Consider the following 26359-nt stretch of genomic DNA (forward strand, 5'->3'; position numbering starts at 1 on the left):
GGCGCTCTCCAGCGCGGCCTCGAAGCGCACGACGTCGTCCAGCTCCCGCAGCCACGCCGCGGTCACCAGGTTGTACTGGCTCGCCACCACGAAGGCGGTGCGCAGCTCCGGGATCTGCGGCAGGACGCCCCGCTCGACGCGCCAGCCGGCACCGGGAGCACTCCCGCGGCCTCGGCGGCCACGGGCGACGCCGACTACTCCCCCGCCCACTCGTCGCAGCACACCCCCTGGAACCAGGAGGAGAAGTAGGAATGAGCACTCAGACAGCGAGCCCCGCCCCCGCGGGCGCCCCCACCGCCGGCCGCCCGGCCCACCGGCTGACCTTCTTCGGCGTCCTGCGCTCGGAGTTCCTGAAGTTCCGCACCCTGGTCTCCAGCTGGGTGCTGGTGATCGTGACGGTCGTGGCGATGATCGGCCTGGGCGCGCTCCTCGCCTACGTCTCGACGGCGCAGGTCGGGATCAACGAGTCCACCCGCCAGAACATCGAGGAGAATCCCCAGTTCAACGGCCAGGCGGCCCTGCCGGACCCGATGGAGCTGGCGCTGCAGGCCCCGGCCGCGGGCGTCACCCTGGCCTACCTCATCCTGGGGGCCCTGGCCGTGGTGATCGTCGCCTCGGAGTTCGGCACCCGCTCGATCACCTCGACCTTCACCGCCGCACCCAAGCGCACCGCGGTATATGTCGCCAAGGCGATCGTCATCGCCGTGTACTCCGCCGCCATCGCCGTCGTCTCCATCGTCGGGGCGTGGCTCGTGGCGCAGCCGATCCTCGCCCGCGAGGACCTCACGTTCAGCCTGTGGCGCGAGGACGTCTGGTACAACGTGCTCGGCGTCGTCGTCATCTTCGTCCTGACCGCGTGGATGGGGATGGGGCTCGGGGCCCTGCTGAGGAACAACGCCGGGGCCATCGTGGTCCTGGTGGTGCTCCTCTTCGTCCTGCCCATCATCTTCATCCTGCTGCCCTGGGAGTGGTCCCAGGACTTCATGCAGTACCTGCCGCAGTCCCTGGCCGGGATCCTGGCGAACCCGGTGGAGCCCGCGGACGCCACGCAGATGACCTCGGACGGCAACGCCCCCGACTACGTCGAGGCGGGCCTCTGGTACGCCGTGTGGTGCGGGGTCCCGCTGATCGCGGGCCTCTTCAGCTTCACCGCGCGGGACCCGAAGTAACCGCGTCCCGTCCCGCCCGCCGGAGGGCCTCCCCGCTGGGGGAGGCCCTCCGGCGCATCCGTCCGGCCCGCGCGTGCCGGGTCGGACGGCCGTCGATCACCCGGCGGCGCCCCCGTCCGGCGCTCCGAGGCCGGCGGATCCGGCCGACGTCGTCCCCGCGGCGGCCCGCCCCATCGAGGTCCCAGGAGGTCCGGCCGTGACACCCCCGATCCTGAGGTCCCCGCGGGAGGCGGCGCGCCGGGTGCGGCTGGGGCTGCTCTCCCGCCGGGAGGTCAGGTCGGTGCGGCGCCGCCTGGCGTGGACCGCCTTCGCGCTCGTGCTGATCGCGGGCGTGCTGGCCGCCGTCGGGAACACCTTCCTGGTGAACCACACCCCCGAGCAGGCCGTGGAGAAGTACCTGGCCGAGCTGCGGGACGGCCGCTACCTCACCGGGATCGGGCGGGACGCGTACGGCATTCCCGCCACGAGCTACCTCTCCGACGCCGCCTACGCGGCCGGCGCCGGGCGGGTCGAGGCGTTCACCCTGGTCGGGATGGACGGCGCCGGCCAGAAGGAGCACCGGAACATCACCGCGTTGATCAAGACCTCCGGCGGGACGGACGCCGTGACCCTCCCGGTCCGGCTCGTGGATCGGCCGGGCCCGTTCAACGACTCCTGGGAGGTGGACGGCCCCCGGTACGGCATGCTCGAGGTCTCCTCCACCGTGATGGTTCCCGGGGTGGGGGTCAACGGCGTCGTGGCCAACCTGCGCCACGGCGAGACGGGCGTGGGCGAGAGCGGGTACGGGGTGATGCGGCACGAGCCCGAGCCTGGCTACCCCCACGGTGCGCTCGAGGCCGCGCTCGGCGAGGTCCCCGCCGCCGAGGGGCTGCAGCCGCAGGGGCCCCGCGAGGCCGCCGTCCGCTGGCGCATCCCCGCCCTGCCCGGCCAGTACGCCTACGGCACCGAGGGGCTGCCGTACTACTCGCTGCGGGCGGCACCCCCGCCCACCGAGGTGGGGATGCTCGACGACGCCGCGCACCGCGTCGACCTCCCCCTGCGCCCCTCCCCGCGGATGTGGTCCGAGACAGACGGGGAGATCGAGGAGTGGCTCGCGGCGTGCGCGGCCTCCGCGCTGCCGGACCCCTCGGGGTGCCCCTCCAGCCGCGCCCTCGCCCGCGGAGACGTGGAGCGGGACGAGATCGAGAACGTGCAGTGGGGCGCGCCGGAGCGCCCGGCGCTCGCCCTGCTGCAGGACTCCGCGGGGGACCCCACGGGGCGGACCTGGGAGGCCAGCAGGCACGCGCAGGGCCGGGTCGAGCTCCGGTACGAGGTCGACGGTCAGGCCCGTAGTGAAACCCTGACCTTCCCGATCCGGGCGCGGGTAGTCTCGGACGGGAGAACAGCCCAGATCACGGTGGGGCTGCCGGACTCCGAGGAATCGCAGGCGCCCCTGATGGACCGCAGCGGAGACGAGCCATGAGCCACGAGGAACCAGAGCACTACACCCCGCGATACTTCGACGGCGCGCGCCGGGGCGGGCCCGGTGCGGCCGGCCCGGCCGACTCGGCCTATGCGCGGCCCGTCTACATCCGCCCCAAGTCGATGCTGATCGCCTACCTCCTGTGGCTCTTCCTCGGGATCTTCGGGGTCCACAAGCTGTACCTGGCGCAGCCGATCCAGTTCGTCTTCTACCTCATCCTGCACGGGCTGGGGTGGCTGCTGAGTGCGATCTTCATCGGGTACCTCTTCTTCGGGGTCCTGGCGCTGCTGCTGCTGATCGACATCGTCGCGATCCCGCTGCGGGTCGGGACCCTCAACGCCCGGATGGCCCGGCGGGCGTACTGACGGGCCTGCCGGGGCCCGCCGGGCCGGTGCGCGGGCGACGTCGTGAGCTGCGTCCCACCTGCCTGTGCGCTGTCCGTCCGGTGCTGTACCCTGGGGAGAGTCTGTGCCGTCTCGGCCCACCGCCGAAGACCGCACGAACGCACATGCGAACCTCCTGCTACGGAAATGCCGTAGCCGCCAGAGACCAAAGGAGGTGGGTTCAAACATGCGTGAATACGAACTCATGGCCATCATCAACCCCGAGGTTGAAGACCGCGCCGTCGAGCCGACCCTCAACAAGTTCCTCGACGTCGTCCGCAAGGGTAACGGCACCGTGGAGAACATCGACATCTGGGGCCGTCGCCGCCTGGCCTACGAGATCCAGAAGAAGACCGAGGGCATCTACGTCGTCGTCAACTTCACCTCGGAGCCGGACGTCGCCAAGGAGCTGGACCGCGTGCTGGGCCTGAACGAGTCCATCATGCGCACCAAGATCATCCGCCCGGAAGAGCAGAAGATCTCCTCCTAGTTTCCACAGATCGCCCCGGGGAGGCGCACGACGTCGTCCCCGGTGCTTGACTGGAGACACCACCCATACGACTGAAGGAGGTCACGATGGCCGGAGAAACCATCATCACGGTGGTCGGCAACATCACCGCCGACCCTGAACTGCGCTTCACCCCCTCGGGTGCCGCGGTTGCGAACTTCACGATCGCCTCGACCCCCCGCGTCTACGATCGCCAGTCCGGCGAGTGGAAGGACCAGGAAGCCCTGTTCCTCCGCTGCTCGATCTGGCGCGAGGCCGCGGAGAACGTCGCGGAGTCCCTCACCAAGGGGCAGCGCGTGATCGCTCAGGGACGGCTCAAGGCCCGGTCGTATGAGACCAAGGAGGGCGAGAAGCGCACCTCGATGGAGCTGGACGTCGACGAGATCGGCCCCTCGCTCCGCTTCGCCACCGCCAGCGTCAACCGCAACCAGCGCTCCGGAGGGAACAACTTCGGCGGCGGCCAGGGCGGTCAGGGCGGCTTCGGCGGCGGCAACCCCGGCGGCAACCAGGGCGGCTTTGGTGGAAACCAGGGCGGCGGCAATGGTTACGGCGGCAACGGCTTCAACCAGGGCCAGCAGGGGGGCAACCCCTCCCGCGGCGGCGGCCAGCAGGCTCCCGCGGCGGATCCCTGGGGTCAGAACTCCGGTGGCAACTACGACTGGAGCGCCGGCCAGGACGACGAGCCGCCGTTCTAAACCGGGCGTGCTCTCGCACTCCACACCCATTCACCCATCCCGCGGTGTCCAAGCCGCGGGCTCCATATCCATGTAAGGAGCACCACGATGGCTAAGGCTGACATCCGTAAGCCCAAACCAAAGCAGAACCCCCTCAAGGCTGCTGAAGTCACCGAGATCGACTACAAGGACGTCGCTCTCCTGCGCAAGTTCATCTCCGACCGCGGCAAGATCCGTGCGCGTCGCGTCACCGGCGTGACCGTTCAGGAACAGCGCAAGATCGCCCAGGCGATCAAGAACGCCCGCGAGGTCGCCCTGCTGCCCTACTCCGGCGCTGGCCGCTAAAGAGAAGGAGAGTAGAAGAACATGGCAAAGATCATTCTGACTCAGGAAGTCAACGGTCTCGGCACCGCTGGCGACGTGGTCGAGGTCAAGAACGGCTACGCCCGCAACTACCTCCTGCCCCGCGGTTTCGCGACCGTGTGGAGCAAGGGTGGCGAGCGTCAGATCGAGTCGATCCGCAACGCCCGTGCGGCCCGTGCGCAGTCCAACCTCGAGCAGGCCCTGGCGCAGTCCGAGCAGCTCGCCAACGCCGTCGTCGTCGTCCCGGTCAACGCCGGTGCTGAGGGTCGCCTGTTCGGCACCGTCAAGCCCGCCGTGATCGCCGAGGCGATCGAGTCCGCCGGCCTCGGCAGCATCGACAAGCGCGCCGTGACCATCGGGTCCAACATCAAGCGGACCGGCCGTTACTCGGTCTCCGTCCGCCTGCACGAGGACGTCGTGGCCACCGTCGAGCTGGACGTCGTCGCCGCGTAAGCGACGCGACTCCCTCGGGACGCCTTGTGAGCGGCGCCCGGCTCCCCGCCTTCGCGGCGGGAGGCCGGGCGCCGTTCTCATGGGGTCTTGAGGAAGCCGTGACAGGATGGTGACCATGCCGCAGAATCGCCACGCCCACGCCTGGGAGCCCGAGTGGGACGAGGAGCCCGAGACCCGACGACGCCGCCGCGCCCCCTGGCTGCCCAGCACGCGCCTGCTGGTGCTCGCCCTGGGGCTCTGGGCGGCCTCGGTGGTGCTGCTGGTCCTGGGGTTCTTCGGCGGGAACGCCGGGAGCAACCAGGCGGTCCTGGCCTTCTTCCTCGTGTGCATGGTCGTCGCGGTCATCGCCTCATCGCTCGCGAGCCTGCTCGCGCTGTTCGGGCTGTTCAAGTACCGGCGCCGCAAGATCGTGAACCTGCTGCTGCTGGTCGTCTCGGTGGCCACCAACCCGATGGTCATCCTCGGGGTCGCGGTTTCGGCGCTGACCTGAGGCCCGGTCCCTTCCGTGGGCGGGCGGCGTCGGGCTCGCTCCCCCGTCCTTGCGGGGTGGGATAGATTGGACGGAGATCTTGGGGATGGCCCCACGGTCGGTCCGGAGAGGTTGTGCACCGTTGTGGATCACAGTTTCTCCTGATCAGCAAGGGTTTTAGGAAGACTTGGGGAAGTTTTCCACAAGTTAATCCCCACTGTGTGCACAACCGGTGGGGGCGTGTTGCACAAGTTATCCACAAGATGAGCGGTGCGGCGATCGGCGGGCTTCCCGTCGGGGCCGGCCTGAGGAGTTCGAGCCGTGTCTGAGGTCGTTCAGGAACGTGATCGCGGGCGCACCCCGCCCCAGGACAACGTCGCGGAGCAGTCGGTGCTCGGCGGGATGATGCTGTCCAAGGACGCGATCGCCGACGTCGTCGAGGTCCTCCGGGGCGTCGACTTCTACAAGCCCGCGCACGAGAACATCTACGAGGCCATCGTGGACCTCTACGGCAAGGGCGAGCCCGCGGACGCGATCACCGTGGCCGACGAGCTGACCAAACGCGGGGAGCTCGGCCGGATCGGCGGCGCGGCGTACCTGCACTCGCTGATCTCCTCGGTGCCGACGGCGGCCAACGCGGGCTTCTACGCGGAGATCGTCCGCGAGCGGGCCGTGCTGCGCCGGCTCGTCGAGGCCGGGACCAAGATCGTGCAGCTGGGCTACTCGCAGGACGGCGAGGTCGACGACGTCGTCAACGAGGCCCAGGCCGAGGTCTACCAGGTGGCCGAGCGGCGCACCTCCGAGGACTACGTGGTCCTCAAGGAGGTCATCGGCGAGACGGTCGAGGAGATCGAGGCCAACGGCGACAAGACCGACGGCATGCAGGGCGTGCCCACCGGGTTCTACGAGCTCGACGAGCTGACGCACGGGCTCATGGGCGGCCAGATGATCGTCGTCGCGGCGCGTCCCGCGGTCGGTAAGTCGACGCTGGCGCTGGACATCGCGCGCTCGGCGTCGATCCACCACAACATGGCCAGCGTCATCTTCTCGCTCGAGATGTCCCGCAACGAGATCGCGATGCGCCTGCTCTCCGCCGAGGCCTCGCTGAACCTCTCCGACCTGCGCCGCGGCTCCCTCGAGGACAGCCAGTGGTCCAAGATCGCCGAGGTCATGGGGCGGATGGACAAGTCGCCGCTGTTCATCGACGACTCGCCCAACATGTCCATGATGGAGATCCGCGCGAAGTGCCGGCGGCTCAAGCAGAAGAACAACCTGCGGCTCGTGGTGCTGGACTACCTGCAGCTGATGTCCTCGGGCAAGCGCGTGGAGTCGCGCCAGCAGGAGGTCTCGGAGTTCTCGCGATCGCTGAAGCTGCTGGCCAAGGAGCTTGAGGTGCCGGTGATCGCGCTCTCGCAGCTGAACCGAGGCTCCGAGCAGCGCACGGACAAGAAGCCGATGGTCTCGGACCTGCGCGAGTCCGGTTCGATCGAGCAGGACGCCGACATGGTCATCCTGCTGCACCGCGAGGACATCTACGACAAGGAGTCACCGCGCGCGGGCGAGGCCGACGTGATCGTGGCCAAGCACCGCAACGGTCCCACCAAGACCATCACCGTGGCCTTCCAGGGCCACTACTCGCGGTTCGCCAACATGGCGAACGACGGCGGGGGCGGCGGGTTCTAGGGCGGGGCGGGGGTCCGCCGAGCAGAGCCGCGCCGTCGCCCGGGCGCACCTACTCGCCCAGGTCCTCGGGCGGCGGGGGGTCGGCGCAGTAGGTGCCGCCGTTCTCGTCCTCGAAGCAGCCGAAGCCCATCGACTCCCAGTCGACCGGCGAGCCGGTCTCCGTCGCGGCCGGCTGGGGTGGGGCGTCGACCCCCTCGCCCAGGCCCTCCGCCTGGATCTCCCCGCTGGTTTTGCACCGGCCGAGCGCGGCGTCGAAGCACTCCGAGCCCACCTGGTACTCGAAGCCGGGCTCCACGTAGCCCTCGTAGCCGTAGTACGCGTCGGAGGGGCCGACGTAGCCGTTCTCGTCCGCCTCGGCCCCCGGTCCGTAGGAGCCGTTCGTGACCTCCGCGGCGTCGTAGCCCCCGGCGGAGTCCTCGCCGGGCTCCTCGGTGTCGCTCTCCGGGGCGTCCGGTGCCTCGTCCATGTCCTCCCCGGGTGCCTCGGTGGAGTCCTCGGGGCTCTCGGGGGATTCCTCGAAGCCCTCGGTCGGTTCTCCGGTGGGGCTCGCCGAGGCCGACGCGGTGGCCGACGCCGACGCGGTGGCCGACGCCGACGCGGAGGGGGAGGCCGACGGCGTCGAGGTCGCCGATGCCGTGCCCGAGGGTGAGCCGCCCGGCTGCTCGGCGGGCTGGTCCCCGCCCGAGCAGCCCGCGAGGGTCAGCATCAGCAGGCCGCAGGAGGCCAGGAGGGGTCGTGCTGGGAGCCGCATGGCACCGCCTCTTTCGCGCGAAATAATATGATATGAGTCACAGTAGCGGCGGTCCCGGCGCCGCCCAAACATGACGGACGGAACCGTCGGGACGACGTCGTCCTCCGGCCGGGCGCCGTCGATCACCAGATCTCTCCTGGTCGGAGAGGAATTCATGGCGCAAAGGGGCAGACGAACGCCGCGGAGAGGCGTACAAAGGAAAAACATAGGTTTTCCATACTTAAGTCTCACCCGCGTCTGACTGAATGGCAGGAGAGTTCACAGCGGGGCGGGGCCTTTGCGGTTCCCGGCGGACGGGGCGCCCGTCGAAGAGGACGCGACGGCCCGTCACGGCAGCCCCATCCCAGGCCTCCGGGTCCAGACACCCACAGACCCCCGGGTCCAGACACCGACGGAGAAGAAGCGCGATGAGCGATAGACCATCGACGGAGGCAGAAGCGGCGAGGAACACCGGCCCGCTCCCCACCACGGCCAAGAGCCGGCTGGTGGGCATCGACGCCGCCCGCGGCCTGGCCCTGATCGGGATGGTGGCCATCCACATCCTGCCGTCCTGGAACATCCAGACCGGCAAGCCCACGCTGACGTGGCTGCTGTTCTCCGGCAACGCGGCGGCGCTGTTCGCCCTGCTGGCCGGCGTCGGGCTGGCTCTGATGTCCGGTGGGCGGCGCCCGCACGAGGGGCGCCGGATGCTCGCCGACGGCGTCGGGCTATTGGTGCGCGCGGTGCTGATCACGCTCATCGGGCTCACCATCAGCGCCGCGATCCCGGACGACCCGCCCGCATACAGCATCCTGGTCTACTACGGCATGTTCTTCCTGCTGGCCATCCCGTTCCTGCGCATGCGGCCGGTGGGGCTGTTCGTCTCGGCCGGGGTGTTCTGCGTGGTTTCGCCCTTCCTGATGCAGAGCCTCATCGACGAGGTGCCCGCCTGGACCGTGTACAACCCGACGTTCTCCGACGTCGTCCAGGCCCCCGCGGCCACGTTCTTCCAGCTGCTGCTCACCGGCACCTACCCCGCGCTGGCGTACCTGGTGTACGTCCTCGTGGGGCTCGGGCTGGGGCGGCTGAACCTCCGCAGCACGGCCAACCAGGTCCGCATCCTGGTGGTGGGTGTGGGCATCACGATCATCGCGCGGGGCGCCTCCCACATCCTGCTCTACGGCCTCGGCGGGTACGACCAGCTCTACCTCACCAGCGACTTCGGGCGGCGGGAGCTCCACGACGCGCTGATCTTCGGGCCGGGTCAGCTGCCCACCAACTCGTGGTGGTGGCTGGCGATCTGGACACCGCACACCAACACGCCGTTCGCCATCGCCTCGAGCCTGGGCCTCGCGCTCGCGGCCCTCGGTCTCTTCCTGCTGATCGGGAACAGGATCGCGGAGTGGCTCAAGCCGCTGAGCGCGATGGGCACGATGACGCTCACCCTGTACTCGGCGCACCTCCTCGCGCTGTCGCTCGAGATCCACTACGACCAGCCCCACCTCTGGTTCATCATCCAGATCGCGGTGGCCATCCTGTTCGCCCTCGCGTGGCAGAAGTGGATGGGACAGGGGCCGCTGGAGCGGGGGATCACCACGGTGGTCAAGGGAGTCCGCCGGCTCGTCATGGGACGCTCCCGACGCCGCGCGGGCCTGGTGGACGCGCACGGCGGGTCCCCGGGCGACGCCGGAGGGGCCCGCGGCGATTCCGCCCATGCGGGTCGCGGTGATGCCACCGGGGACGCGCCGTACCGGCCGGCCGCTGAAGACGTCCGCAGAGGCGACGGCCGGGATCCCGGCGGCCCTTCCGCGCCGGCCCCGTGGAACGCGGCGCCCGACGGCGCTCCGACGCAGGGCGACGCCGACCCGGCGCGGGACGATGGCCCTGCCCGCGGCGGCCACCGCGGCGGCCACCACGGCGGCGCGCACCGCAGCCCGCGGCGCAGGTGAGCGCGGCCCCGCGCACCGAACCCAGGAAATCCCCAGGCAATCTCGAGCATCCCGCTGGGTCGGTGACAGTTCTCTCGCAGGGTCGATCCCTACAGTAGGAACTACCTCAAAGGTGCGAGTGATTGAGAACCCGAACAGCCCCGCCGGAGCCCACAGCTCCGAGCGGGGCTGTTTGGTGTCCGGGGCGATCCTCGAGGGCTGGGACCTAAGTAGCTATCTCGCAGTGTCATTCCTCATCAACCGCTGTGATTCTTAAGTTGGATTGATGAAACACCTTCCCTTCGCATATGTTGAAGCTGTTATTGCGAGTCAGGTTGGGGGAACCGCTCGGTTGTGAAGCGCTTCGTATCGCGTGGGAACGCGGGGTTCCGAACCTGCCCCAGCTCAAGTGCATCAAACAGGGGCGGGTATGGTTGGTCGTTCGACGATGAATGGTGAGAGCGCCACGTGGGTTCGCCGAAGCTCAGACTTCATCGACTCCCGGGCCGTGCTCGAGGAGATACCGGGAATCGATCCCGAGGCGTTCTGGTCGGAAAATTCCCTGAGAGAGGTAGAGAAGTGTCTGGTCAGGCGTTTCTCCGGCATTGATGAAATGCCCGCCGAAACGTTCGAGGAATACCAGATGTACGTGGGAGAAGGTCTGCGCCGTCTTTTCGATGGGCGGTGGATGTCCCTTCCCTCGGAGCTCATCGACGAGGAAGGACCCCCGGGTAGGGGGATATCCTACGACCGGATGGACCACGTCGACGTGACCGACGGGATGATCCACTGGGCTATGTCGGAGCGCTCAGGGACGTGCTGGGCCACGCTCTTCGGCAGCAACCGGAACATGATGCCCGACTGAACGCTGCCGGATCGCAACGGGTTCGGGTCGGTACGCGGCGGCTCGCATCCCTATTCGCCGCTCCCGGCGGCGTCGGAGTCCGAGTCGGCGCCGGGGGCGGCCGGGGGGCTCGCCGCGTCCCCTCCGGCGTCGCGCGCCTCGCCGTCCCGCGGGTGCACCAGCTCGCCGACCCCCGAGATGACCTCGGTGGGCCGGAACGGGTAGCGCTGGATCGCCGCCTCGTCGGAGATGCCGGTCAGCGTCAGGATCGTGTGCAGTCCCGCCTCGATGCCGGCGACGACGTCGGTGTCCATGCGGTCGCCGATCATCGCCGTCGTCTCCGAGTGGGCGCCGATCCGGTTCAGGGCCGAGCGGAACATCATGGGGTTCGGCTTCCCCACCACGTACGGGATCCGCCCGGTGGCCTTGGTGATGAGCGCGCTGATCGCGCCGGTGGCGGGCAGGACGCCGTCGGCGCTGGGGCCCGTGGCGTCCGGGTTGGTCGCGATGAAGCGCGAGCCCGTGTTGATCAGGCGGATGGCCTTGGTGATCGCCTCGAAGGAGTAGTTGCGGGTCTCGCCGATCACGACGTAGTCGGGGTCCGTCTCGGTCATGATGAACCCGGCCTCGTGGAGCGCGGTGGTCATGCCGGCCTCGCCGATCACGAAGACCGAGCCGCCCGGCATCTGCTTGGCCAGGAAGTCGGCGGTGGCCAGGGCCGAGGTCCAGATCCGCTCCTCCGGGACGATCAGGCCGGAGGCGCGCAGGCGGGCCGAGAGGTCGCGCGCGGTGAAGATCGAGTTGTTGGTCAGGACCAGGTAGGGCGCGTCCTCGCGGCGCCACTGCTGCAGCAGCTCGGCCGCCCCGGGCAGCGCCTTGTTCTCCTGGACGAGCACGCCGTCCATGTCGGTGAGCCAGCTGGTGATGTGACTGCGATCCATCGAATCCGCCTCCAGTGTCGAGTTCGGCGCGGCGGGGGCCTGCCCTTGGGGTGAAGTCTAGTGGCCGGGCGCGCCCCGGATGCCGCAACGTTGACAGGATCACGTCCGCCAGCGGCGTCGGCGGGCGCGTCGCGGCCCGGGATCGTCGAGAATGGAGGGTGATCACCGCACTGAAGGAGAGCTGCCCATGACGCCGCCAGGCCTGGACTTCGTGGCCATCGATTTCGAGACCGCCAACGCCGACCCGGCCTCGGTGTGCCAGGTGGGCGTCGCCAAGGTCCTGGGCGGGCGCGTGGTCGAGGTGGACTCGTGGCTGGTGGTGCCGCCCACGGGGGTCGCCGCCTTCGATCCCCGGAACGTCGGCATCCACGGCATCAAGCCCAAGGACGTGCTGAGGTCCGGGATCCAGTGGCTCGAGTCGGCGCGGCGGCTGGAGCGCCTGCGGGGCGGGCTGCCGTACGTGGCCCACAACGCCGCCTTCGACCGCGGCGTCCTCGAGGCCGCCTGCCGGATGAGCGACGTCGAGATCCCCGCCTGCCGCTGGGAGGACACGCTCAAGATCTCCCGCGAGTACCTCGACTCGCCCAACCACAAGCTGCCGACGGTCGCCCAGCACCTCGGGCTGCCCCGCTTCATGCACCACGACGCCGCGGCGGACGCCCAGACCTGCGCGCTGGTGGCGATCCGCATCGCCGAGCTGGCGGGTGCGGGGGACGTCGACGCGCTGTGGCCGGCGGGGAGCTCCGCGGGCGGGGCGCAGGCGCGGTGGTTCGACCGCGCCTCTAAGGCCAAGGCCTCGGAACTGCCCCAGCCGGCCGCCGACGCCCACCCGGGGCACCCCCTCTTCGGCCATCGCGTGGTCATCACCGGGGAGGTCCCCGGCATGACCCGCTGGGAGGTCTTCGAGGCGATCGCCGCCGGGGGCGGGACGCCGCAGAAGGGCGTGACCCTGAAGACGACGCTGCTGGTGGTGGCCGACCGGCTCGAGCTGGCGGGGGACTACGACCCCTCGGCGGGCGGCGGCAAGGAGCGGAAGGCGCACGAGTACCAGGGTCGGGGCAAGCCGATCCGTTTCATCGGTCGCTCCGACTTCGAGGAGCATCTCGAGTGGGCGCCCGACGACGCCGGGGAGGCGGCCGCGCCGGCGGTGAGCCCGGGTGACGAGGCGCCCGTCCAGGAGGAGCGCCCGCCCGAGGAGGCACCGGCGCTCGACGCGTCCCCGTCCGGCGAGGCATCGGTCGCGGGGGAGATGCCGCGTGAGGAGGCGCCGACGGCCGCGGCTCCCTCGCCCGGCCCTGCTATCGACCACCGACCCGCCGTCGACCACCGACCTGTCACCGACCGCCCCGACGCTCCGTCCGAGGCTCCCTCACCGTCCCGTGACGGCATCTCGTCCCGGCCGGTCCACGGGGGCACCCCGGCGTCGACGCCGGCTCCCGCGCCTCACGCCGACCGCGGCGGCGGGGCCCAGCGCGTCCTGCGCAAGATCCTGGGCTGGGTGCTCCTGGTCCTCTCCTCACTGGTCACGGTGCTCTACCTGATCGCCCTCGTCGTGGGGCTGGTCCAGGATCCGCCGGCCCCCGCCATCATGATCGGCGTCCTCGGCGTCTCGCTCGTGATGCTCCTGGTGCCGGCCGGCCTCATCTGGCTGGGGGAGTACCTCGTCTGGGGCCGGGACCGGCGGCGTCGGCGTCGGGAGCGGCGGGCCATGGGCGCGGAGAACGGCTGATGGGCCGGGGGTGACGCTGGGTCGGTAAGCATGGCCGGTGGCCGGTGGCCGGTGGTTGGCACATGGTGCCCGCGGGCGGGGCGGGGATGGGCCGTCCCGGGGCCTCATCGCGATGCCGGGCCGGCCGGAGGGCGTTCGGGGTGGTGAATGGCCTCAGCCCGAGCGGAGAGGTATGGGGTGCTCCGAGCTGGGGAAATTCGGAGCTATCGTTCCGGGGATCCGGCCGGTCTGCCTGCCGCGGGGGCCGAGGTCTTCGGAAGGATGGCTCCGAAAATCGCTAGCTGCGGGCATGACTGTGGCTTCCCGCGGCGCGGGCGGAACGGCGTCGCCCTGTTGTTTCCGTGATGCGGATCACCTAGAGTAAACGAAAGTTTACCGATGGGAATCGTGCCCGGCCGGTCGGTCGGTCGGCCGGGCGGATCGATGCCTCGTGCGGCACCCGTCCGGGGCCGTTCGCGGCGTAGCGCTCCGGCCACCCGGCACCATGCTCCCGCCACTCGGCATCGCGCTCCCGCCGCGCGGCGTTGCGCTCCCGCCGCGCGGCGTTGCACTCTCGCCACCTGGCTTCGTGCTCCCGCCACCCGGCGTCGCGATTCCGCCCCCTCTCGCACGCACGAACGGACGTCCATGAACCTCTACCGGCGCCTCGACGCCCACCTGCAGCACGACGCCGAGGGTCTCGGCGCCGTCCGCGGCACCCTGAGCCTCCCGCGGATCGGCATGATCTGGCTGGCCGCCAACTTCGTCGTCACGACGCTGCTGACCGGGACCCTCTTCATCCCCGGTGTCCGGTTCCCGACCGCGGTCTGGCTGATCGTCCTGGGGACGCTGCTGGGCGTCGTCGTGCTCACGCTGATCGGGGACATCGGGACGCGCACCGGCCTGCCGACCATGGCCATCACCCGCGGGGCGTTCGGGATGCGGGGGTCGCTGGTGCCGGTGGCCGCGAACCTCGTGGTGCTCATGGGGTGGAGCTGGGTGCAGGCGATGCTGGCCGGGGTCACCGTCGACTACCTCGTGGAGTCGCTGACCGGGTTCTCCAGCCCGGTGCTGTTCAGCGTGCTGTGCCAGGCCGTCGTCGTGGGCCTGGCGATCCTGGGGCACGAGGGGATCTCGCGGGTCGAGCCGTGGCTGGCCGTCGTGATCCTCGTGGTCATCGGGTACGTGCTCTTCACGGCCTTCAGCGCCTTCGGCCCCCGGGAGTTCGCCGCAATCGAGGCCGACCCCTCGCTGGGGTACACGCCCTTCACGGTGCTGGACATCGTGATCGCGACGGCCGTCTCCTGGACCGTGCTCTCGGCCGACTTCAACCGGCTGGCCCGGTCCTCGCGCGCCGGGGTGCTCGGCGCGGGCGCCGGGTACGTGGCCTCCACGGTGCTCTCGATGGTCCTGGGCGCGACGGCGATCGGGTACGTGATCCTCTCCGGCGGGACGGCCGTGGCGTTCGACCCGACCGTGATCGTCGCGGAGTTCGGGGCCCCGCTGGCCGCCGTGATCCTCCTGTCCGTCATGGCCACCAACACGATGGTGGTCTACGGGATGGTGACCTCGGTGGTCAACGCCCAGCCCCGGTGGCAGCTGCGGTTCCTGCCGACCGCCCTGGTCCTGGGCGGGATCTCCGTGGCGGGCTCGACCTGGCTCGCCCTGCTGGACCAGTTCACCGACTTCCTGACCACGATCGGGGCGTTCTTCGTCCCGGTCTTCGCGATCATGATCGTGGACTACTACGTCGTCAGCCGGCGCGGCTACGGGCCGGACATCCTCCGGGAGCGCGGCGGCGCCTACTGGTTCCGCGGCGGCGTCAACTGGACGGCCGTGGGCGTGTGGGCGCTCGGCGCGGCGTCGTCCTACGGGCTGACGTACGTGTGGCCGAGCCCGGTGGGCGCCACGATCCCGGCCTTCGCGATCACGTTCCTGCTGTACCTCGCCCTCTCCTGGCGGCGTCGGGCCGCCGGCGCGGGGTTCGACGCCGGCCACCTGGCGGGAGAGGCGCGGGCCGCTGCCCCGTCCCGCCGAGGCTGACGCGGCCGCCGCCCCGCCCCGCCGCGGTTGACGGGGGCGCCGTGCCGCTTCGACGCGGCGGTCGGGGACGGGGCGGGGCTCAGCGGCTCGCGGGCTCGAGCCGACGGCCGGGGGAGGAGGCGCCCGGGCGGCGGCCGGTGAACGGCGTCGTGACCAGGGCCGTCACCGCGTTGCCGTAGGCGCGGATCGCTGAGTTGAACGGCGTCAGCGCGAGGAGCCACGTGATCGCCGCGGCCAGCGCGACGCAGGCCAGGGCCATGAGGAGGGGCGAGGTGCGGTCCAGGCCCTCCGCGAGGGGGACGCTGAGCAGCTTCACCATGAAGCCGTGCAGCAGGTACACGGCCAGCGAGTGGCGCCCCACCGTCGCGAGGTAGCCGTCGCGGCGGGGGATGCACGCGAGCAGGGCGACCGTGCTCAGGGCGGCGCTCGCGTCCACGGCGAGGCGCATCGTCGAGCCCTGCACCGCGGCGACGCCGAGCCAGTCGAAGCTCTTGCTTCCGTAGAACCACAGGTTGCTCACGTCCTGGACGTAGAACGCCAGGACGGGCGCCGCGGCGGCCGCCACGAGGCCCAGCGTGGCGGCGGGCCGGAGGCTCCCGGCCCACGCCAGGATCCGCGCGCCGTAGAGCTTCCCGACCACGAAGAAGGGCCAGAAGGCCAGGGTCCTGGCCGCCGCGAGGTCGTCGCCGATGAGGGGAACGATCCCGCCGAGCAGGCCGCCCGCGACCGAGGCGGCCAGCAGCGCGCGGGGGAAGCGCTCGATCAGCGGCACGCTCAGCGTCCACCACGCCATCGCCAGGAGGAACCACGTGAGCCAGTACGGCGTCAGGGCGTCGATCGTCGGGTCGAGGCCCAGCACGGTCGTCCACCCGTAGTACAGGGGGAGCGCGGTGCCCAGCAGCACGAGGAAGACCAGCACCCGGCGGGTCAGCCGGTCTGACTTGGCCGTGATGCCGGCCAGGAACACGAAGGCGGGCATGTGGAACGAGTAGATCGCGGTCTGGAGCAGGCGCAGGGCGTCCGAGTCCCAGAAGGAGGCGGCCTCCAGCAGGTGGCCGAGGACCACGAGGGAGATGAGGACCCCCTTGGCGCGGTCGAGTCGATGGTCGCGAGTGAGCATTCGAGGACCGTAGCGCGGGCCCTTCTTAATGCCCTGGGTGGAATCTCTGCCTTCGCTGGACGTACGAGCGCTCCGATGCCGAAGGGGCTCCGGCGTCGAGGGTGCCCCCGCATCGAGGGTGCTTCGCCGTCGAGGAGGCGGAGCGCCCCGCCCGGGGCCCCCCGAACGTCCGGACGATGCCCGATATTCCGGGAGGGGGATTTAATACGCGGGGTTACGGAATCGTCGACTCCCCCTCCCGTCCGCAGTAGCTTGATCCGGTACCGCAACGCCCCCTGGAGATAGGCAGACCCTCCCCATGATCGTGACCGGCCTGATCATCGGCGCCCTGCTGGGCATCGTCATGCAGCGCGGGCGCTTCTGCGTCACCGGCATGCTGCGGGACATCTTCCTGCAGCGCTCCTGGCGCACGACCGTCGCCCTGTTCATCGTCATCGCCGTGCATGCCGTCGGGCTCGCCGCGCTGACCAGCGCGGGCGTGATCGCGCCTAGCGCGCCGACCTTTGCGCCGGTCGCCGTCGTCGTGGGCGGGTTCGTCTTCGGGCTGGGCATCATCCTGGCCGGGGGGTGCGCCTCCGGGACGTGGTACCGCTCGGCCGAGGGGCTCGTGGGGTCCTGGATCGCGCTGATCATGTACGCCCTGTCCGCCGCGGCGATGAACACCGGTGCGCTCAGCGGCTTCTCCGCCTGGATGACCGGGTGGGAGACCGACCTGACCACCATTCCGGCCCTGCTGGGCGTCTCGCCGTGGGTGTTCGTCCTCGCCTTCGCCGTGTTCACCGGGGTCATGGCCCGCCGCTTCCTGCGCCGCGAGGCGCGCCTGCCGCGGCCTGCCCGGCTCGACGGGCGCCCGGCCTGGAAGCGGCCGCTGCACTTCTACGCCGCGGCGGTCCTGATCGGGCTGATCGGCGTCGCCGCCTGGCCGCTGTCCGCCGCGACCGGGCGCAACAGCGGGCTCGGGATCACGACGCCGAGCGGGAACATCGCGAGCTTCGTGACCACCGGCGAGGTCTCCACCATCGACTGGGGCGTCATGCTCGTGCTCGGCCTGTTCGCGGGCGCGTTCATCGCCGCCAAGGCCACCGGCGAGTTCCGGGTGCGCGTGCCCGACGCCAAGGCGGCCTCCCGGGCCGTCGTCGGCGGCGTGATGATGGGCGTGGGGGCCGCGCTCGCGGGCGGCTGCACGGTCGGCAACGGCATGGTCCAGACCAGCCTGTTCAGCGTCCAGGGGTGGGTCGCGCTGCTGTTCATCGCGCTGGGCGTCGGTGCGGGGGCCAAGCTGTGGCTCAAGCCGGCGCCGGCGTCGTCCTCCGCCGCGTCGGGGCCCGCCGAGACGTACTCGACCGAGGCGGGCTCGGGCAGCGAGGTGGACGCCCTCGGGGTCGGCGGATCGGTTGCCGCCGGGGTCGGCGGCGCCAGCGTCCCGGACGGAGTCGGTGGCGGCTCCGGGGGTGGCGTCGGGGCCGGCTCCGCGGGGGGCTTCGGCGGGTTCGCCGCCGCGCCCGCCGGCGTGGCCGTGCGGACCGCGGGCGCGCCCTCCGCCAAGCTCCGGGACCTGGGAGGGGGAAGCTACGCGCTCGACTCGCTCGGCGCCGTGTGCCCCTTCCCGCTGATCGAGGCCAAGGACGTGATGACGACGCTGGAGCCCGGGGAGCGCCTGGTCATCGACTTCGACTGCACCCAGGCCACCGAGGCGATCCCGCACTGGGCCGCCGAGGACGGCCACGAGGTCCTCGACTTCCGCGAGAAGGGCGAGGCCAGCTGGCAGATCACCCTGCGCAAGGGGTGAGCCGGGCGGCGGCTCGGTCCCCAGAGTTCACACGCTCGTAACGTGATGTGCATTACGAATGACCCCATGAAACGAGTGGGTCGAATAGTTTAGTCGCATGCTGTTGACCAGGGTTTACCGATACGCCCACCTGTTGTCCGGCCCGCGTCGAACGCCGCTGTTCGACCGGCACCTCGCCTACCTCCTCGTGCTCATCGCGGGGGCGCTGAACGCCGTCGGCTTCGTCGCCGTCGGGATGTACACCTCTCACATGACCGGCATGTTCGCCGATCTCGCGGCCAACACCCTGGCGTTCGACGTCGGGCTCATCGTGGCCGGCGTCCTCGCCATCTGCTCCTTCGTCCTCGGGGCGGTGAGCTCCACGGTGCTGTTCACCTGGGGCAGCCGCCACCGTCTCGCCAGCCGGTACGCGAACGTGCTGGTCATCGAGGGCTTCCTGATGCTCTTCATCGGCCTGCTGGCCGGCACCGCGGACCAGCAGCACTACGAGCGGCTCCTGGTGATCCCGCTGTGCTTCACCATGGGGCTGCAGAACGCGCTGATCACCAAGATCCGCGACTTCCCCGTGCGGACCACGCACGTCACGGGCATGATCACCGACCTCGGCGTGGAGCTGGGCCGCCTCCTGTACTTCAGCCGCAAGCCGGGCGCCTGCCGCGTCAGGGCGGACCGGGAGAAGCTCACGGTCCTCTCGACCCTCATCGGCCTGTTCCTCGTCGGCGGGATGATCGGCGGCTCCGCCTACTGGCTGCTGGGATTCAAGACCCTGCTGGTCGGCGCGGTGCTGATCCTGCTCGCCGCCCTGCCGCCCTCGGTGCGGGACCTCGTGGGGAAGGTCAAGAAGCGCTCGGCGGCCGGCGGGGAGGCGAGCGGGCGGCTGCCCGTGGTGTCCTCGGCCGGAGCTGGAGCCGGAGCCGGGGCCGGTCCGGGACGGGCCGGTGGCGCGGGACGCGACGACTCGTCGTCGGGGCCGGCGACGAGCGGGCCCGGCGGTGACCGGTGACGAACCGGCTGGACGGCGACCGGTGACGAGCCGGCCCGGCGTCGGGTAGGTTCGGTCTCACGCGAGCCCGTACCAGGAAGGCGGCCACCATGGCAGATTCGCAGAGCGACCCGACGGGGCGCGGGGCGTCCGCGCCCCCGGCCGCCATCGTCTTCGACGTCAACGAGACGCTGTCCGACCTGAGCCCGCTGGAGGGCTCCTTCGCCGCCGCCGGGCTCGACCCGCGCGACGTCGCGCCCTGGTTCTCCGGGGTGCTGCGCGACGCCTTCGCCCTGAACCTCGCCGGGGAGAACCCCGCCTTCGCCGACGTCGCCTCCGACGCGCTGCGGCTGCGTCTCGCGGCCGCCGGGCGCGACGAGGAGGGAGCCGCCGCCGGGGCCGAGGAGCTCCTGCGCGCCTTCACCTCGCTCGGGGTGCACCCGGACGTCGTCGAGGGGGTCGAGGCGCTGCGCGCCCGAGGGATCCGGCTGCTCACGCTGAGCAACGGCTCGGCCGAGGTGGCCGAGGGGCTGCTGGGCCGGGCCGGCGTCCTGGACTCCTTCGAGGCGCTGCTGAGCGTGGAGGAGGGGTCGGCCTGGAAGCCGCACCCGGACTCGTACGCCCGCGCCCTCGAGGAGCGGGGGATCTCGCCGGAGGACGCGATGCTCGTGGCGGTCCACCCGTGGGACGTCCACGGGGCCGTGCGCGCCGGGCTGCGCGGGTGCTGGCTCAACCGGGACGGCGCCCCCCGCCCGGCCGTCTTCGCGCCCGCGGGGGTGGAGGTGGGCGACCTGCGCGAGCTGGCGGACGCCTTGGCCGGGGGATGAGGGTCGGGGCGGGCGAGGGCGCCCCGACGCGGCACGGCGAGCCCGCCGGGGCCCTCCTCGCGGCGCTGCTGGGCGTCGAGCTGGCCGCCGGCGTCGTGCACGGCCTCTTCAGCCTCTACTGGGGCGCGGGAGGGTCGTGGCTGCTGCCCACGATCGGGCGGCAGATGCTGGAGGCCTTCGGCGAGGACCGGTGGCTGCTCGTCCCCGTCGGCCTGGTCAAGGTCGGCTGCGCCGCGGCGCCCGTCCTGCTGGCCCGGCACGGGCTGCTCGCCCGCGGGCCGTGGCGTGCGATCTGCTGGCTGGGCGCGACCGTCCTGGTCGTCTGGGGCGGGCTCGGGGCGACGTCGGCCCTCCTGGTCCTGGGCGGGGTGGTGCGGACCGCCGAGGGGTACGACCGCGAGGGGATGATCGGCCACGCCTACCTGTGGGATCCGCTCTTCCTGCTGTGGGGGCTCAGCCTGGCCGCCTCCCTGGTCCTGGTCCGACGCCGCCGGGCCTAGGAGCCGGAGGCGCGGGGCGCGAACCTCCGCGCGTTGACCAGGCCCAGCAGCGTCGCCGCGGCCACGACCGCCGCGAAGACCAGGCTGGCCGGGACCAGCCCGACCGCCTCGGAGAGCTCCCCGGTGCCGATCGCCGGCAGGGAGATCGCCAGGTAGCCGACGATGAAGTACGACGTCGTCGCCTCGGTCCGGTTCTCGGGCCGCGTGGCCTCGGTGACGGCCCGCATCCCCGTCATGAACAGCAGCCCCTGCCCGACGCCGCCCAGCACCGCCGAGGCGACCAGCAGCGTGAGGGAGGCCATGAGGATCGCGGTCGCCAGCAGCGCCATCGCGACGACGAGCGCGAAGGAGCCCGCCACGATCAGCGTGCGGTCCGGCAATCCCCGGAGGGCGATCTGCGCGACGGCCGAGGAGCCGAAGACGAGGAACACCACGGCGCCGATCACCGCCGGCGAGTGGATGCCCAGCACCGAGCCCATGACGTTGGGCCCCACCGAGGAGTAGACGCCGCAGATCGCGAACCCGGTGACCGCGCCGATCACCGAGGCCAGGAAGAGCCCCCGGGACTCGGCGGGGACGCGGGGACGCTGCACGGTCGCCTTCGAGCGGTCGGGGACCACGCGCTCGCGGACGGCCACCAGCGCGAGGCCGGCGACCACCAGCAGCACCGCGTGCACCACGTACGGGGTGAGCAGGGGCGACGCCGCCCAGGCGCCGACCAGCCCCGCCATCAGGATGCCCAGCCCCAGGCCGCCGATATTCGACGCGGTGGCCAGCGAGCCGGCCAGCCGTCCCTTCCCCTCCGGAGCGTTCTCCATGACGCACACGGTCCCGGTGGAGGTGAAGATGCCGGCCGCCAGCCCGGAGAGGACCCGCCCGACGTACAGCAGTCCCTCGGGCGAGCCGATGGTGAACAGCGCGGCCGAGAGCAGCGAGAAGACCACCCCGGCCAGGAGCAGCGGGCGGCGGCCCAGCGCATCGGAGAGCCTGCCGAACACGACGAGCGAGAGGATGACGCCACCGGCATATACTGCGAAGAGAATGGTGGTGGTCGCACTGCCGAAGCCGAACTTCTCCTCGTAGAGCGGGTACAGCGGCGTCGGGATGGTCGTCCCCATCATGACCACGGCGAACACGTAGGAGATCGCGGCCAGGGAGAGTCCCGTGGCGGGGCGCAGGGGTCTGGAGGCGGGATCTGCCATGCGGAATCCTCCGGCGGACGAGGGGACGGGCGGTGTGGTCGGCGGGCCGGCAGCCCGGTGGACGCAGGCCGATCGCCCGGGGCGACGCGCGAGGAGTTTGCGGCGTCGGCGCGCCCCGCACTCCAGGTGTCAACCATCGGCCGACCGCGGGTATTCCGGGGCCGTGGCCGGAGGGCGTGCCGCCGGCGCCCGCCGGCCCGTGGACGCCCCCGCCCCGGTGCCCTAACGTGACCAGCATGGAGTCCGGACCGCACCTGCACCTCGTGCTGCCCCACCAGCTCTTCGAGGAGAACCTCGCCGCGCCCGAGGGCACGCGCTTCGTCCTCGTCGAGCACGACCTGCTGTTCCGCCAGTACCGCTTCCACGCCCAGAAGCTCGTGCTGCACCGGGCCACGATGCGCCGGTTCGCGCGCCGGCTGCGCGGGGCGGGGTACGACGTCGTGCACCTCGACTCCGACCCGGACCGGCCCTCGGGCGAGCAGCTGACCGAGCTGGTCCGGGACGTGGACCCCGCGCGGGTGACGTGCTTCGACGTCGTCGACGACTGGCTCGGCCGGGACCTGGTCGCCGCGCTGGCCGCGGGCGGCTGCGAGCTCACCCGCGAGGACGTCTTCGAGTCCCCCGGCTTCCTCACCACCCGCCCCGAGATCGAGGAGTGGTTCGGCGAGCACCCCGCCCGCATGCAGGACTTCTACGCGTGGCAGCGCCGCCGGCTCGGGATCCTGATGGAGCCCGACGGCGAGCCGGCCGGCGGCCGCTGGTCCTTCGACGCGGAGAATCGCAAGAAGCTCCCGCGCGACTACGTGCCGTCCCCGCCGCGGCGCTTCGAGCCGGAGGGCGCGGACGTGCTCGCCGCGATCGAGTGGGTCGAGGAGCGCTTCCCCGACGCCCCGGGGGATCCCCGGCGGTTCGCGTGGCCCACCACCTCGGAGGAGGCCCGCGCGGCGCTCGAGGACTTCGCGGAGCACCGGCTGGAGGACTTCGGACCCTACGAGGACGCGATCTCCCGGGAGCACGGCGTCGTGAACCACTCGCTGCTGACCGCCGCGCTGAACGTGGGGCTGCTGAGCCCGCGGGAGGTCGTGCGGACCGTGCTCGACGCCGCGGACCGGCAGGGCACCCCGCTCGCCTCACTGGAGGGATTCGTCCGCCAGGTCATCGGGTGGCGCGAGTACATGCGCGCGACCTACCGCGTCTACGGCCGCCGCATGCGCGCCGCGAACCACCTGGAGCACGCGCGCCCGCTGGCCCCGGGCTGGTGGGACGGCAGCACCGGCCTCGACCCGGTGGACCTGGTGATCTCCCGCGTCCTGGAGACCGGCTACGCCCACCACATCGAGCGGCTCATGGTGCTCGGCAACGCGATGTGCCTGCTGCGGACCGACCCCGCCGAGGTCTACGAGTGGTTCATGGAGATGTTCATCGACGCCTACGACTGGGTCATGGTGCCCAACGTCTACGCGATGAGCCAGTTCGCGGCCGGCGAGGCGGTCACGACCAAGCCGTACGTCTCCGGCAGCAACTACCTCCGGAAGATGTCCGACCTGCCGAAGGGCGAGTGGGCCGAGGACTGGGACGGCCTCTACTGGACCTTCGTGCGCGACCACCGCGAGGTCTTCGAGTCCAACCACCGCGGGAAGATGATCCCCCGCCTGCTGGAGAGGATGGACGACGACGTCCGGGAGGGCCACTTTCGCCGCGCGGAGCCGTGGCTGGACTGATCCCGGGGACGCCCCGGGCCGGTCACGCGGTGCCCCTCACCCCGGGGCTCGGCCCCCGCGCCGCCACGCATCCGCGGCCGCCGAGGGTCGCCCGCCGGGTCCTCACCCCGCCGGGTCCTCACCCTGCCGGATCCTCACCCCGCCGGGCGCTGACCCCGCGGGCCCTTACCGAGGAACGCCCCCGCCTGATCGGCCGCGACCCGCACGGTGCTGGTCAGCGCCGTGAGGCTGGGGCGCCGCGGCGTCGAGCTGAAGCCGAAGTCGGCGGGCGGGTCCACGTCCGTCAGGGCGCCCAGGTCGACGCCGTCCCACGAGGCCCGGGAGGCCGCGAGGCCGTGCAGGTCCCGCGCCGCGTACCACTCGGTGCGCTCGTTGCCCGCGGTCCCCAGCGTGCGCACCCCGGGCATGACGAGCCGGGCGACGACGTCGCTCACCCGCGCGAGCGTCAGCGTGCGGCCGAGCGGCCCGGGGATCGCGCGCAGTGCCCACCCGAGCGCGCTGCGGCGACCCACCGTGAGATCCCACCGCAGGGGCCCGGCGCTCACGCTCCACTGCGAGCCGGCCCCGGTCCCGCCGCGGCGCACCTCGACCGGGACCTGAAGGACCTCGTCGAAGGTGTAGGTGCTCGCGACGAACTCGGCGACCCACGGATCCGGGGCCAGCAGGGTCCGGCGCCCGTCGGGGTGCTGGACCATGACGTCGGCGAACGGCCCGTGCGGGGTCCGGGTCCAGCAGCCGAGCACCAGCCGCGTCCCGCCCGCGGTCCCGGCTCCGGCGATGTGGCCCGCGAAGCGCAGGCGATTCCAGCGTGACATGAGGCCATCCTAGGCGCCGCGAGGTCTTCGGGGCGGGCGTTTCCATGGGCTCTTGCGTTCGGGTGGGGCGTCCCCGCTGACTCTCGCCTTCGGGCCGGGCGTTCCCTCGCGTTCTCGCCTCCGGGTCCGGCATGCGGCGTTCCCACGCGTTCCCGCCCGAATCGCCCAGCGGCGCACCAGGCGATTCCCAGCCCGGACGGCCCCGCGGTCACTACGCTGGTCTCACCACACTCGGGAACAGAAGGAGGGGCCATGTCCTCTTCCATCGGGCGGCTCGCCGCCTCACTCGGCATCACCGGCGCCGCCGGCCTCCTCGGCCTGGCGGCACGCGACAGATTCCAGAAGAAGCATACGATCCTCCGCACCTTCCCGGTCCTGGGTCATGCCCGGTACGCCATGGAGTTCATCCGGCCGGAGATCCAGCAGTACTTCGTGGAGAACAACTACGACGGCCGCCCCTTCGACCGGGACACCCGCTCCATGATCTACGAGCGCGCCAAGGGCCTCGACGGCGAGCAGGCCTTCGGCACCGAGCGGAAGGTCCTGCGGCCGGGCCATGACTACCTGCTCCACACGATGGCACCGGTCGAGACGATGCAGGACGAGCCGCGCCAGCGCCTGGGCGGCCCGGACTGCACTCAGCCCTACGAGGTCTCGCTGTTCAACGTCTCCTCGATGAGCTTCGGCGCGCTCTCGGCCAACGCGGTCATGGCCATGAACAGGGGCGCGGCGCTGGGCGGCTTCTCCCAGGAGACCGGCGAGGGCGGTCTCAGCGAGTACCACCTGCGCCACGGCGGCGACCTCATCTGGGAGTTCGGCTCCGGGTACTTCGGCTGCCGCACCCGGGAGGGGCGGTTCAACGACGAGGTCTTCGCCGAGAAGGCCGCCAAGCCCCAGGTCAAGGGCATCCTCATCAAGATCAGCCAGGGCGCCAAGCCCGGGATCGGCGGGGTGCTGCCCGGCGGGAAGGTCACCCAGGAGATCGCCGACGCGCGCGAGGTCCCGGTGGGGGAGACCTGCGTGAGCCCCGCCGCCCATCCCGAGTTCTCGACGCCGCGCGAGCTGCTCGGCTTCGTGGCCCGCGTCCGGCGGCTCGCGCAGGGCAAGCCCGTGGGCCTCAAGTTCTGTCTCGGCTCCCGGATCGAGGTCCTGGCGCTCTGCAAGGCCATGCGGGAGACGGGGATCGCCCCCGACTGGATCACGGTCGACGGCTCGGAGGGCGGCACCGGCGCCGCGCCGGTGGAGTACGAGGACGCCGTCGGGATGCCGCTGACCGACGGGCTGATCACCGTGACCAACGCGCTGGTCGGCGCGGGGCTGCGCGAGCGGATCGCGATCGGGGTCTCGGGGAAGGTCGTGGGCGGGGCGGACATCGTGCGCCGCATGGCGCTGGGGGCCGACTTCGCCAACTCCGCGCGCGGCATGATGATGGCCACCGGCTGCATCCAGGCCCAGCGCTGCAACACCAACCGGTGCCCCTCCGGCGTCGCGACGCAGAACCCGTGGCTGGCCCACGGCGTCGACGTCGGGGACAAGAGCGTCCGGGTGCGGAACTACCACGTGGGCACCGTGCGTTCCGCGATGCGCATCCTGGCCTCCATGGGTCTGCGCTCCTTCCGCGACCTCGGTCCCGAGCACGTGATGCACCGCATCGACTCCACGAGCTCGGCCTCGTACAAGGACCTGTTCGACTGGCTCGAGGTCGGCTCGCTGCTGGACGGGTCGGCACCGGGGGACTGGCTGCGGGACTGGGACCGGGCGGACCCGGACAGCTTCCAGGTGCCCACGCACCAGCACCCGCGAGCCGCCTGAGGCGGTGGGCGGGCCGTGGCCGGCGCGTCGGACCGGCCGTGCGGCGCAGACGTGTGATGCGGTGGAACGAGGAGGTCATATGCCGCAGGAATCCGTCAGTCCCCGTGAGCCGGCCGGCCGCAGGGAACCCGTCGATCGCCGCGAGTCGGCTGGTCACCGGGGTCCGGTCGGCCGCGGGGAGCCCGCCGGCCCCCGCGAGCCCATCGGTCACCGGGAGGGCCGCGCTCCGTCGT

General features: G+C 71.5%; 24 protein-coding genes and 1 pseudogene. 19 read left to right on the plus strand and 6 right to left on the minus strand.

From position 1 onward, the window contains the following. Positions 1-210 (minus strand): annotated as a pseudogene (locus NBM05_RS12815) (hypothetical protein); the annotation flags it as partial. Between the two features lie 41 nt (positions 211-251). On the opposite strand from NBM05_RS12815, the gene NBM05_RS12820 reads away from it, so the two are divergent. The 9 genes from NBM05_RS12820 (at position 252) to dnaB (ending at position 7164) form a co-directional block, all read left to right on the plus strand. Beyond that, positions 252-1169 carry an ABC-2 transporter permease family protein gene (locus tag NBM05_RS12820; protein ID WP_254168156.1) on the plus strand — a complete coding sequence of 306 codons (918 nt, stop codon included), beginning with the start codon at positions 252-254 and terminating at the stop codon, positions 1167-1169. 196 nt (positions 1170-1365) lie between these two features. Further along, complete coding sequence (locus NBM05_RS12825) at positions 1366-2631, plus strand: hypothetical protein (RefSeq protein ID WP_254168158.1); 1266 nt, start codon at positions 1366-1368, stop codon at positions 2629-2631. Beyond that, complete coding sequence (locus tag NBM05_RS12830; protein ID WP_254168160.1) at positions 2628-2996, plus strand: TM2 domain-containing protein; 369 nt, start codon at positions 2628-2630, stop codon at positions 2994-2996. Before NBM05_RS12825 ends, NBM05_RS12830 begins: the two co-directional genes overlap by 4 nt. Before the next feature lie 205 nt (positions 2997-3201). Then, on the plus strand, positions 3202-3504 hold the full coding sequence (gene rpsF / locus NBM05_RS12835; protein ID WP_254168162.1) for a 30S ribosomal protein S6: 303 nt from the start codon (positions 3202-3204) through the stop codon (positions 3502-3504). 86 nt (positions 3505-3590) lie between these two features. Next, the gene (locus NBM05_RS12840; RefSeq protein ID WP_254168164.1) at positions 3591-4217 is read left to right on the plus strand and encodes a single-stranded DNA-binding protein; all 627 of its coding nucleotides are present in this window, start codon (positions 3591-3593) and stop codon (positions 4215-4217) included. Between the two features lie 87 nt (positions 4218-4304). Further along, positions 4305-4541 carry a 30S ribosomal protein S18 gene (rpsR, locus tag NBM05_RS12845; RefSeq protein WP_129657159.1) on the plus strand — a complete coding sequence of 79 codons (237 nt, stop codon included), beginning with the start codon at positions 4305-4307 and terminating at the stop codon, positions 4539-4541. Between the two features lie 21 nt (positions 4542-4562). Beyond that, positions 4563-5012 carry a 50S ribosomal protein L9 gene (rplI, locus tag NBM05_RS12850; protein WP_254168167.1) on the plus strand — a complete coding sequence of 150 codons (450 nt, stop codon included), beginning with the start codon at positions 4563-4565 and terminating at the stop codon, positions 5010-5012. Positions 5013-5127: 115 nt separating this feature from the next. Further along, positions 5128-5502 (plus strand): hypothetical protein, encoded by a 375-nt coding sequence (locus tag NBM05_RS12855; RefSeq protein ID WP_254168169.1) that lies wholly within the window; start codon positions 5128-5130, stop codon positions 5500-5502. A 300-nt stretch (positions 5503-5802) separates the two neighbouring features. Then, complete coding sequence (dnaB, locus tag NBM05_RS12860; RefSeq protein ID WP_254168171.1) at positions 5803-7164, plus strand: replicative DNA helicase; 1362 nt, start codon at positions 5803-5805, stop codon at positions 7162-7164. A 49-nt stretch (positions 7165-7213) separates the two neighbouring features. On the opposite strand, the gene NBM05_RS12865 is transcribed toward dnaB, so the two are convergent. Next, positions 7214-7915, minus strand: coding sequence for a hypothetical protein (locus tag NBM05_RS12865; protein ID WP_254168173.1), 702 nt, complete (start codon positions 7913-7915; stop codon positions 7214-7216). Between the two features lie 407 nt (positions 7916-8322). Between NBM05_RS12865 and NBM05_RS12870 the strand changes: the two genes are divergently transcribed. Together NBM05_RS12870 and NBM05_RS12875 are read left to right on the plus strand one after the other, a co-directional pair. Beyond that, positions 8323-9843 carry a heparan-alpha-glucosaminide N-acetyltransferase domain-containing protein gene (locus NBM05_RS12870; protein WP_254168175.1) on the plus strand — a complete coding sequence of 507 codons (1521 nt, stop codon included), beginning with the start codon at positions 8323-8325 and terminating at the stop codon, positions 9841-9843. 487 nt (positions 9844-10330) lie between these two features. Next, positions 10331-10687, plus strand: coding sequence for a hypothetical protein (locus NBM05_RS12875; RefSeq protein WP_254168177.1), 357 nt, complete (start codon positions 10331-10333; stop codon positions 10685-10687). 50 nt (positions 10688-10737) lie between these two features. On the opposite strand, the gene NBM05_RS12880 is transcribed toward NBM05_RS12875, so the two are convergent. Continuing rightward, positions 10738-11607, minus strand: a complete 870-nt coding sequence (locus NBM05_RS12880) for an HAD-IIA family hydrolase (protein WP_254168179.1) — start codon at positions 11605-11607, stop codon at positions 10738-10740. Between the two features lie 187 nt (positions 11608-11794). On the opposite strand from NBM05_RS12880, the gene NBM05_RS12885 reads away from it, so the two are divergent. After that, the gene (locus NBM05_RS12885) at positions 11795-13336 is read left to right on the plus strand and encodes an exonuclease domain-containing protein (RefSeq protein WP_254168188.1); all 1542 of its coding nucleotides are present in this window, start codon (positions 11795-11797) and stop codon (positions 13334-13336) included. A gap of 627 nt (positions 13337-13963) precedes the next feature. Then, positions 13964-15358: a purine-cytosine permease family protein gene (locus NBM05_RS12890; RefSeq protein ID WP_254168190.1), complete on the plus strand. Its 1395-nt coding sequence runs from the start codon at positions 13964-13966 to the stop codon at positions 15356-15358. Between the two features lie 79 nt (positions 15359-15437). Here NBM05_RS12890 and NBM05_RS12895 read toward each other — a convergent pair whose 3' ends face one another. After that, positions 15438-16478, minus strand: coding sequence for an acyltransferase family protein (locus NBM05_RS12895; RefSeq protein WP_254168192.1), 1041 nt, complete (start codon positions 16476-16478; stop codon positions 15438-15440). Between the two features lie 298 nt (positions 16479-16776). On the opposite strand from NBM05_RS12895, the gene NBM05_RS15710 reads away from it, so the two are divergent. The 4 genes from NBM05_RS15710 to NBM05_RS12920 all read left to right on the plus strand — a co-directional run bounded on the left by NBM05_RS15710 (position 16777) and on the right by NBM05_RS12920 (position 20576). Then, positions 16777-18267 carry a YeeE/YedE thiosulfate transporter family protein gene (locus NBM05_RS15710; RefSeq protein WP_309248167.1) on the plus strand — a complete coding sequence of 497 codons (1491 nt, stop codon included), beginning with the start codon at positions 16777-16779 and terminating at the stop codon, positions 18265-18267. 97 nt (positions 18268-18364) lie between these two features. Continuing rightward, positions 18365-19270 carry a YoaK family protein gene (locus tag NBM05_RS12910; RefSeq protein WP_254168194.1) on the plus strand — a complete coding sequence of 302 codons (906 nt, stop codon included), beginning with the start codon at positions 18365-18367 and terminating at the stop codon, positions 19268-19270. An 89-nt stretch (positions 19271-19359) separates the two neighbouring features. Further along, positions 19360-20076: a haloacid dehalogenase type II gene (locus NBM05_RS12915; RefSeq protein WP_254168196.1), complete on the plus strand. Its 717-nt coding sequence runs from the start codon at positions 19360-19362 to the stop codon at positions 20074-20076. Further along, entirely contained in the window at positions 20073-20576 is a 504-nt protein-coding gene (locus NBM05_RS12920) for a DUF3995 domain-containing protein (RefSeq protein ID WP_254168198.1), read from the plus strand. Before NBM05_RS12915 ends, NBM05_RS12920 begins: the two co-directional genes overlap by 4 nt. On the opposite strand, the gene NBM05_RS12925 is transcribed toward NBM05_RS12920, so the two are convergent. Next, complete coding sequence (locus tag NBM05_RS12925; RefSeq protein ID WP_254168200.1) at positions 20573-21778, minus strand: MFS transporter; 1206 nt, start codon at positions 21776-21778, stop codon at positions 20573-20575. The two genes, NBM05_RS12920 and NBM05_RS12925, sit on opposite strands and share 4 nt — an antisense overlap. 236 nt (positions 21779-22014) lie before the next feature. Here NBM05_RS12925 and NBM05_RS12930 point away from each other — a divergent pair, with 236 nt between their 5' ends. Next, positions 22015-23499 (plus strand): cryptochrome/photolyase family protein, encoded by a 1485-nt coding sequence (locus NBM05_RS12930; protein ID WP_254168202.1) that lies wholly within the window; start codon positions 22015-22017, stop codon positions 23497-23499. Positions 23500-23633: 134 nt separating this feature from the next. Here the strand turns inward: NBM05_RS12930 and NBM05_RS12935 are convergent, their stop codons facing one another. Beyond that, a complete protein-coding gene (locus NBM05_RS12935) occupies positions 23634-24314 on the minus strand; it encodes a hypothetical protein (RefSeq protein WP_254168204.1) in 681 nt (226 codons plus the stop codon). A gap of 252 nt (positions 24315-24566) precedes the next feature. On the opposite strand from NBM05_RS12935, the gene NBM05_RS12940 reads away from it, so the two are divergent. Further along, positions 24567-26126, plus strand: a complete 1560-nt coding sequence (locus NBM05_RS12940; protein WP_254168206.1) for an FMN-binding glutamate synthase family protein — start codon at positions 24567-24569, stop codon at positions 26124-26126. The last annotated feature ends 233 nt before the right edge of the window (positions 26127-26359 follow it).

The sequence above is a fragment of the Rothia santali genome (genome assembly GCF_024199905.1).
GTDB classification, from domain to species: Bacteria; Actinomycetota; Actinomycetes; order Actinomycetales; family Micrococcaceae; genus Rothia; species Rothia santali.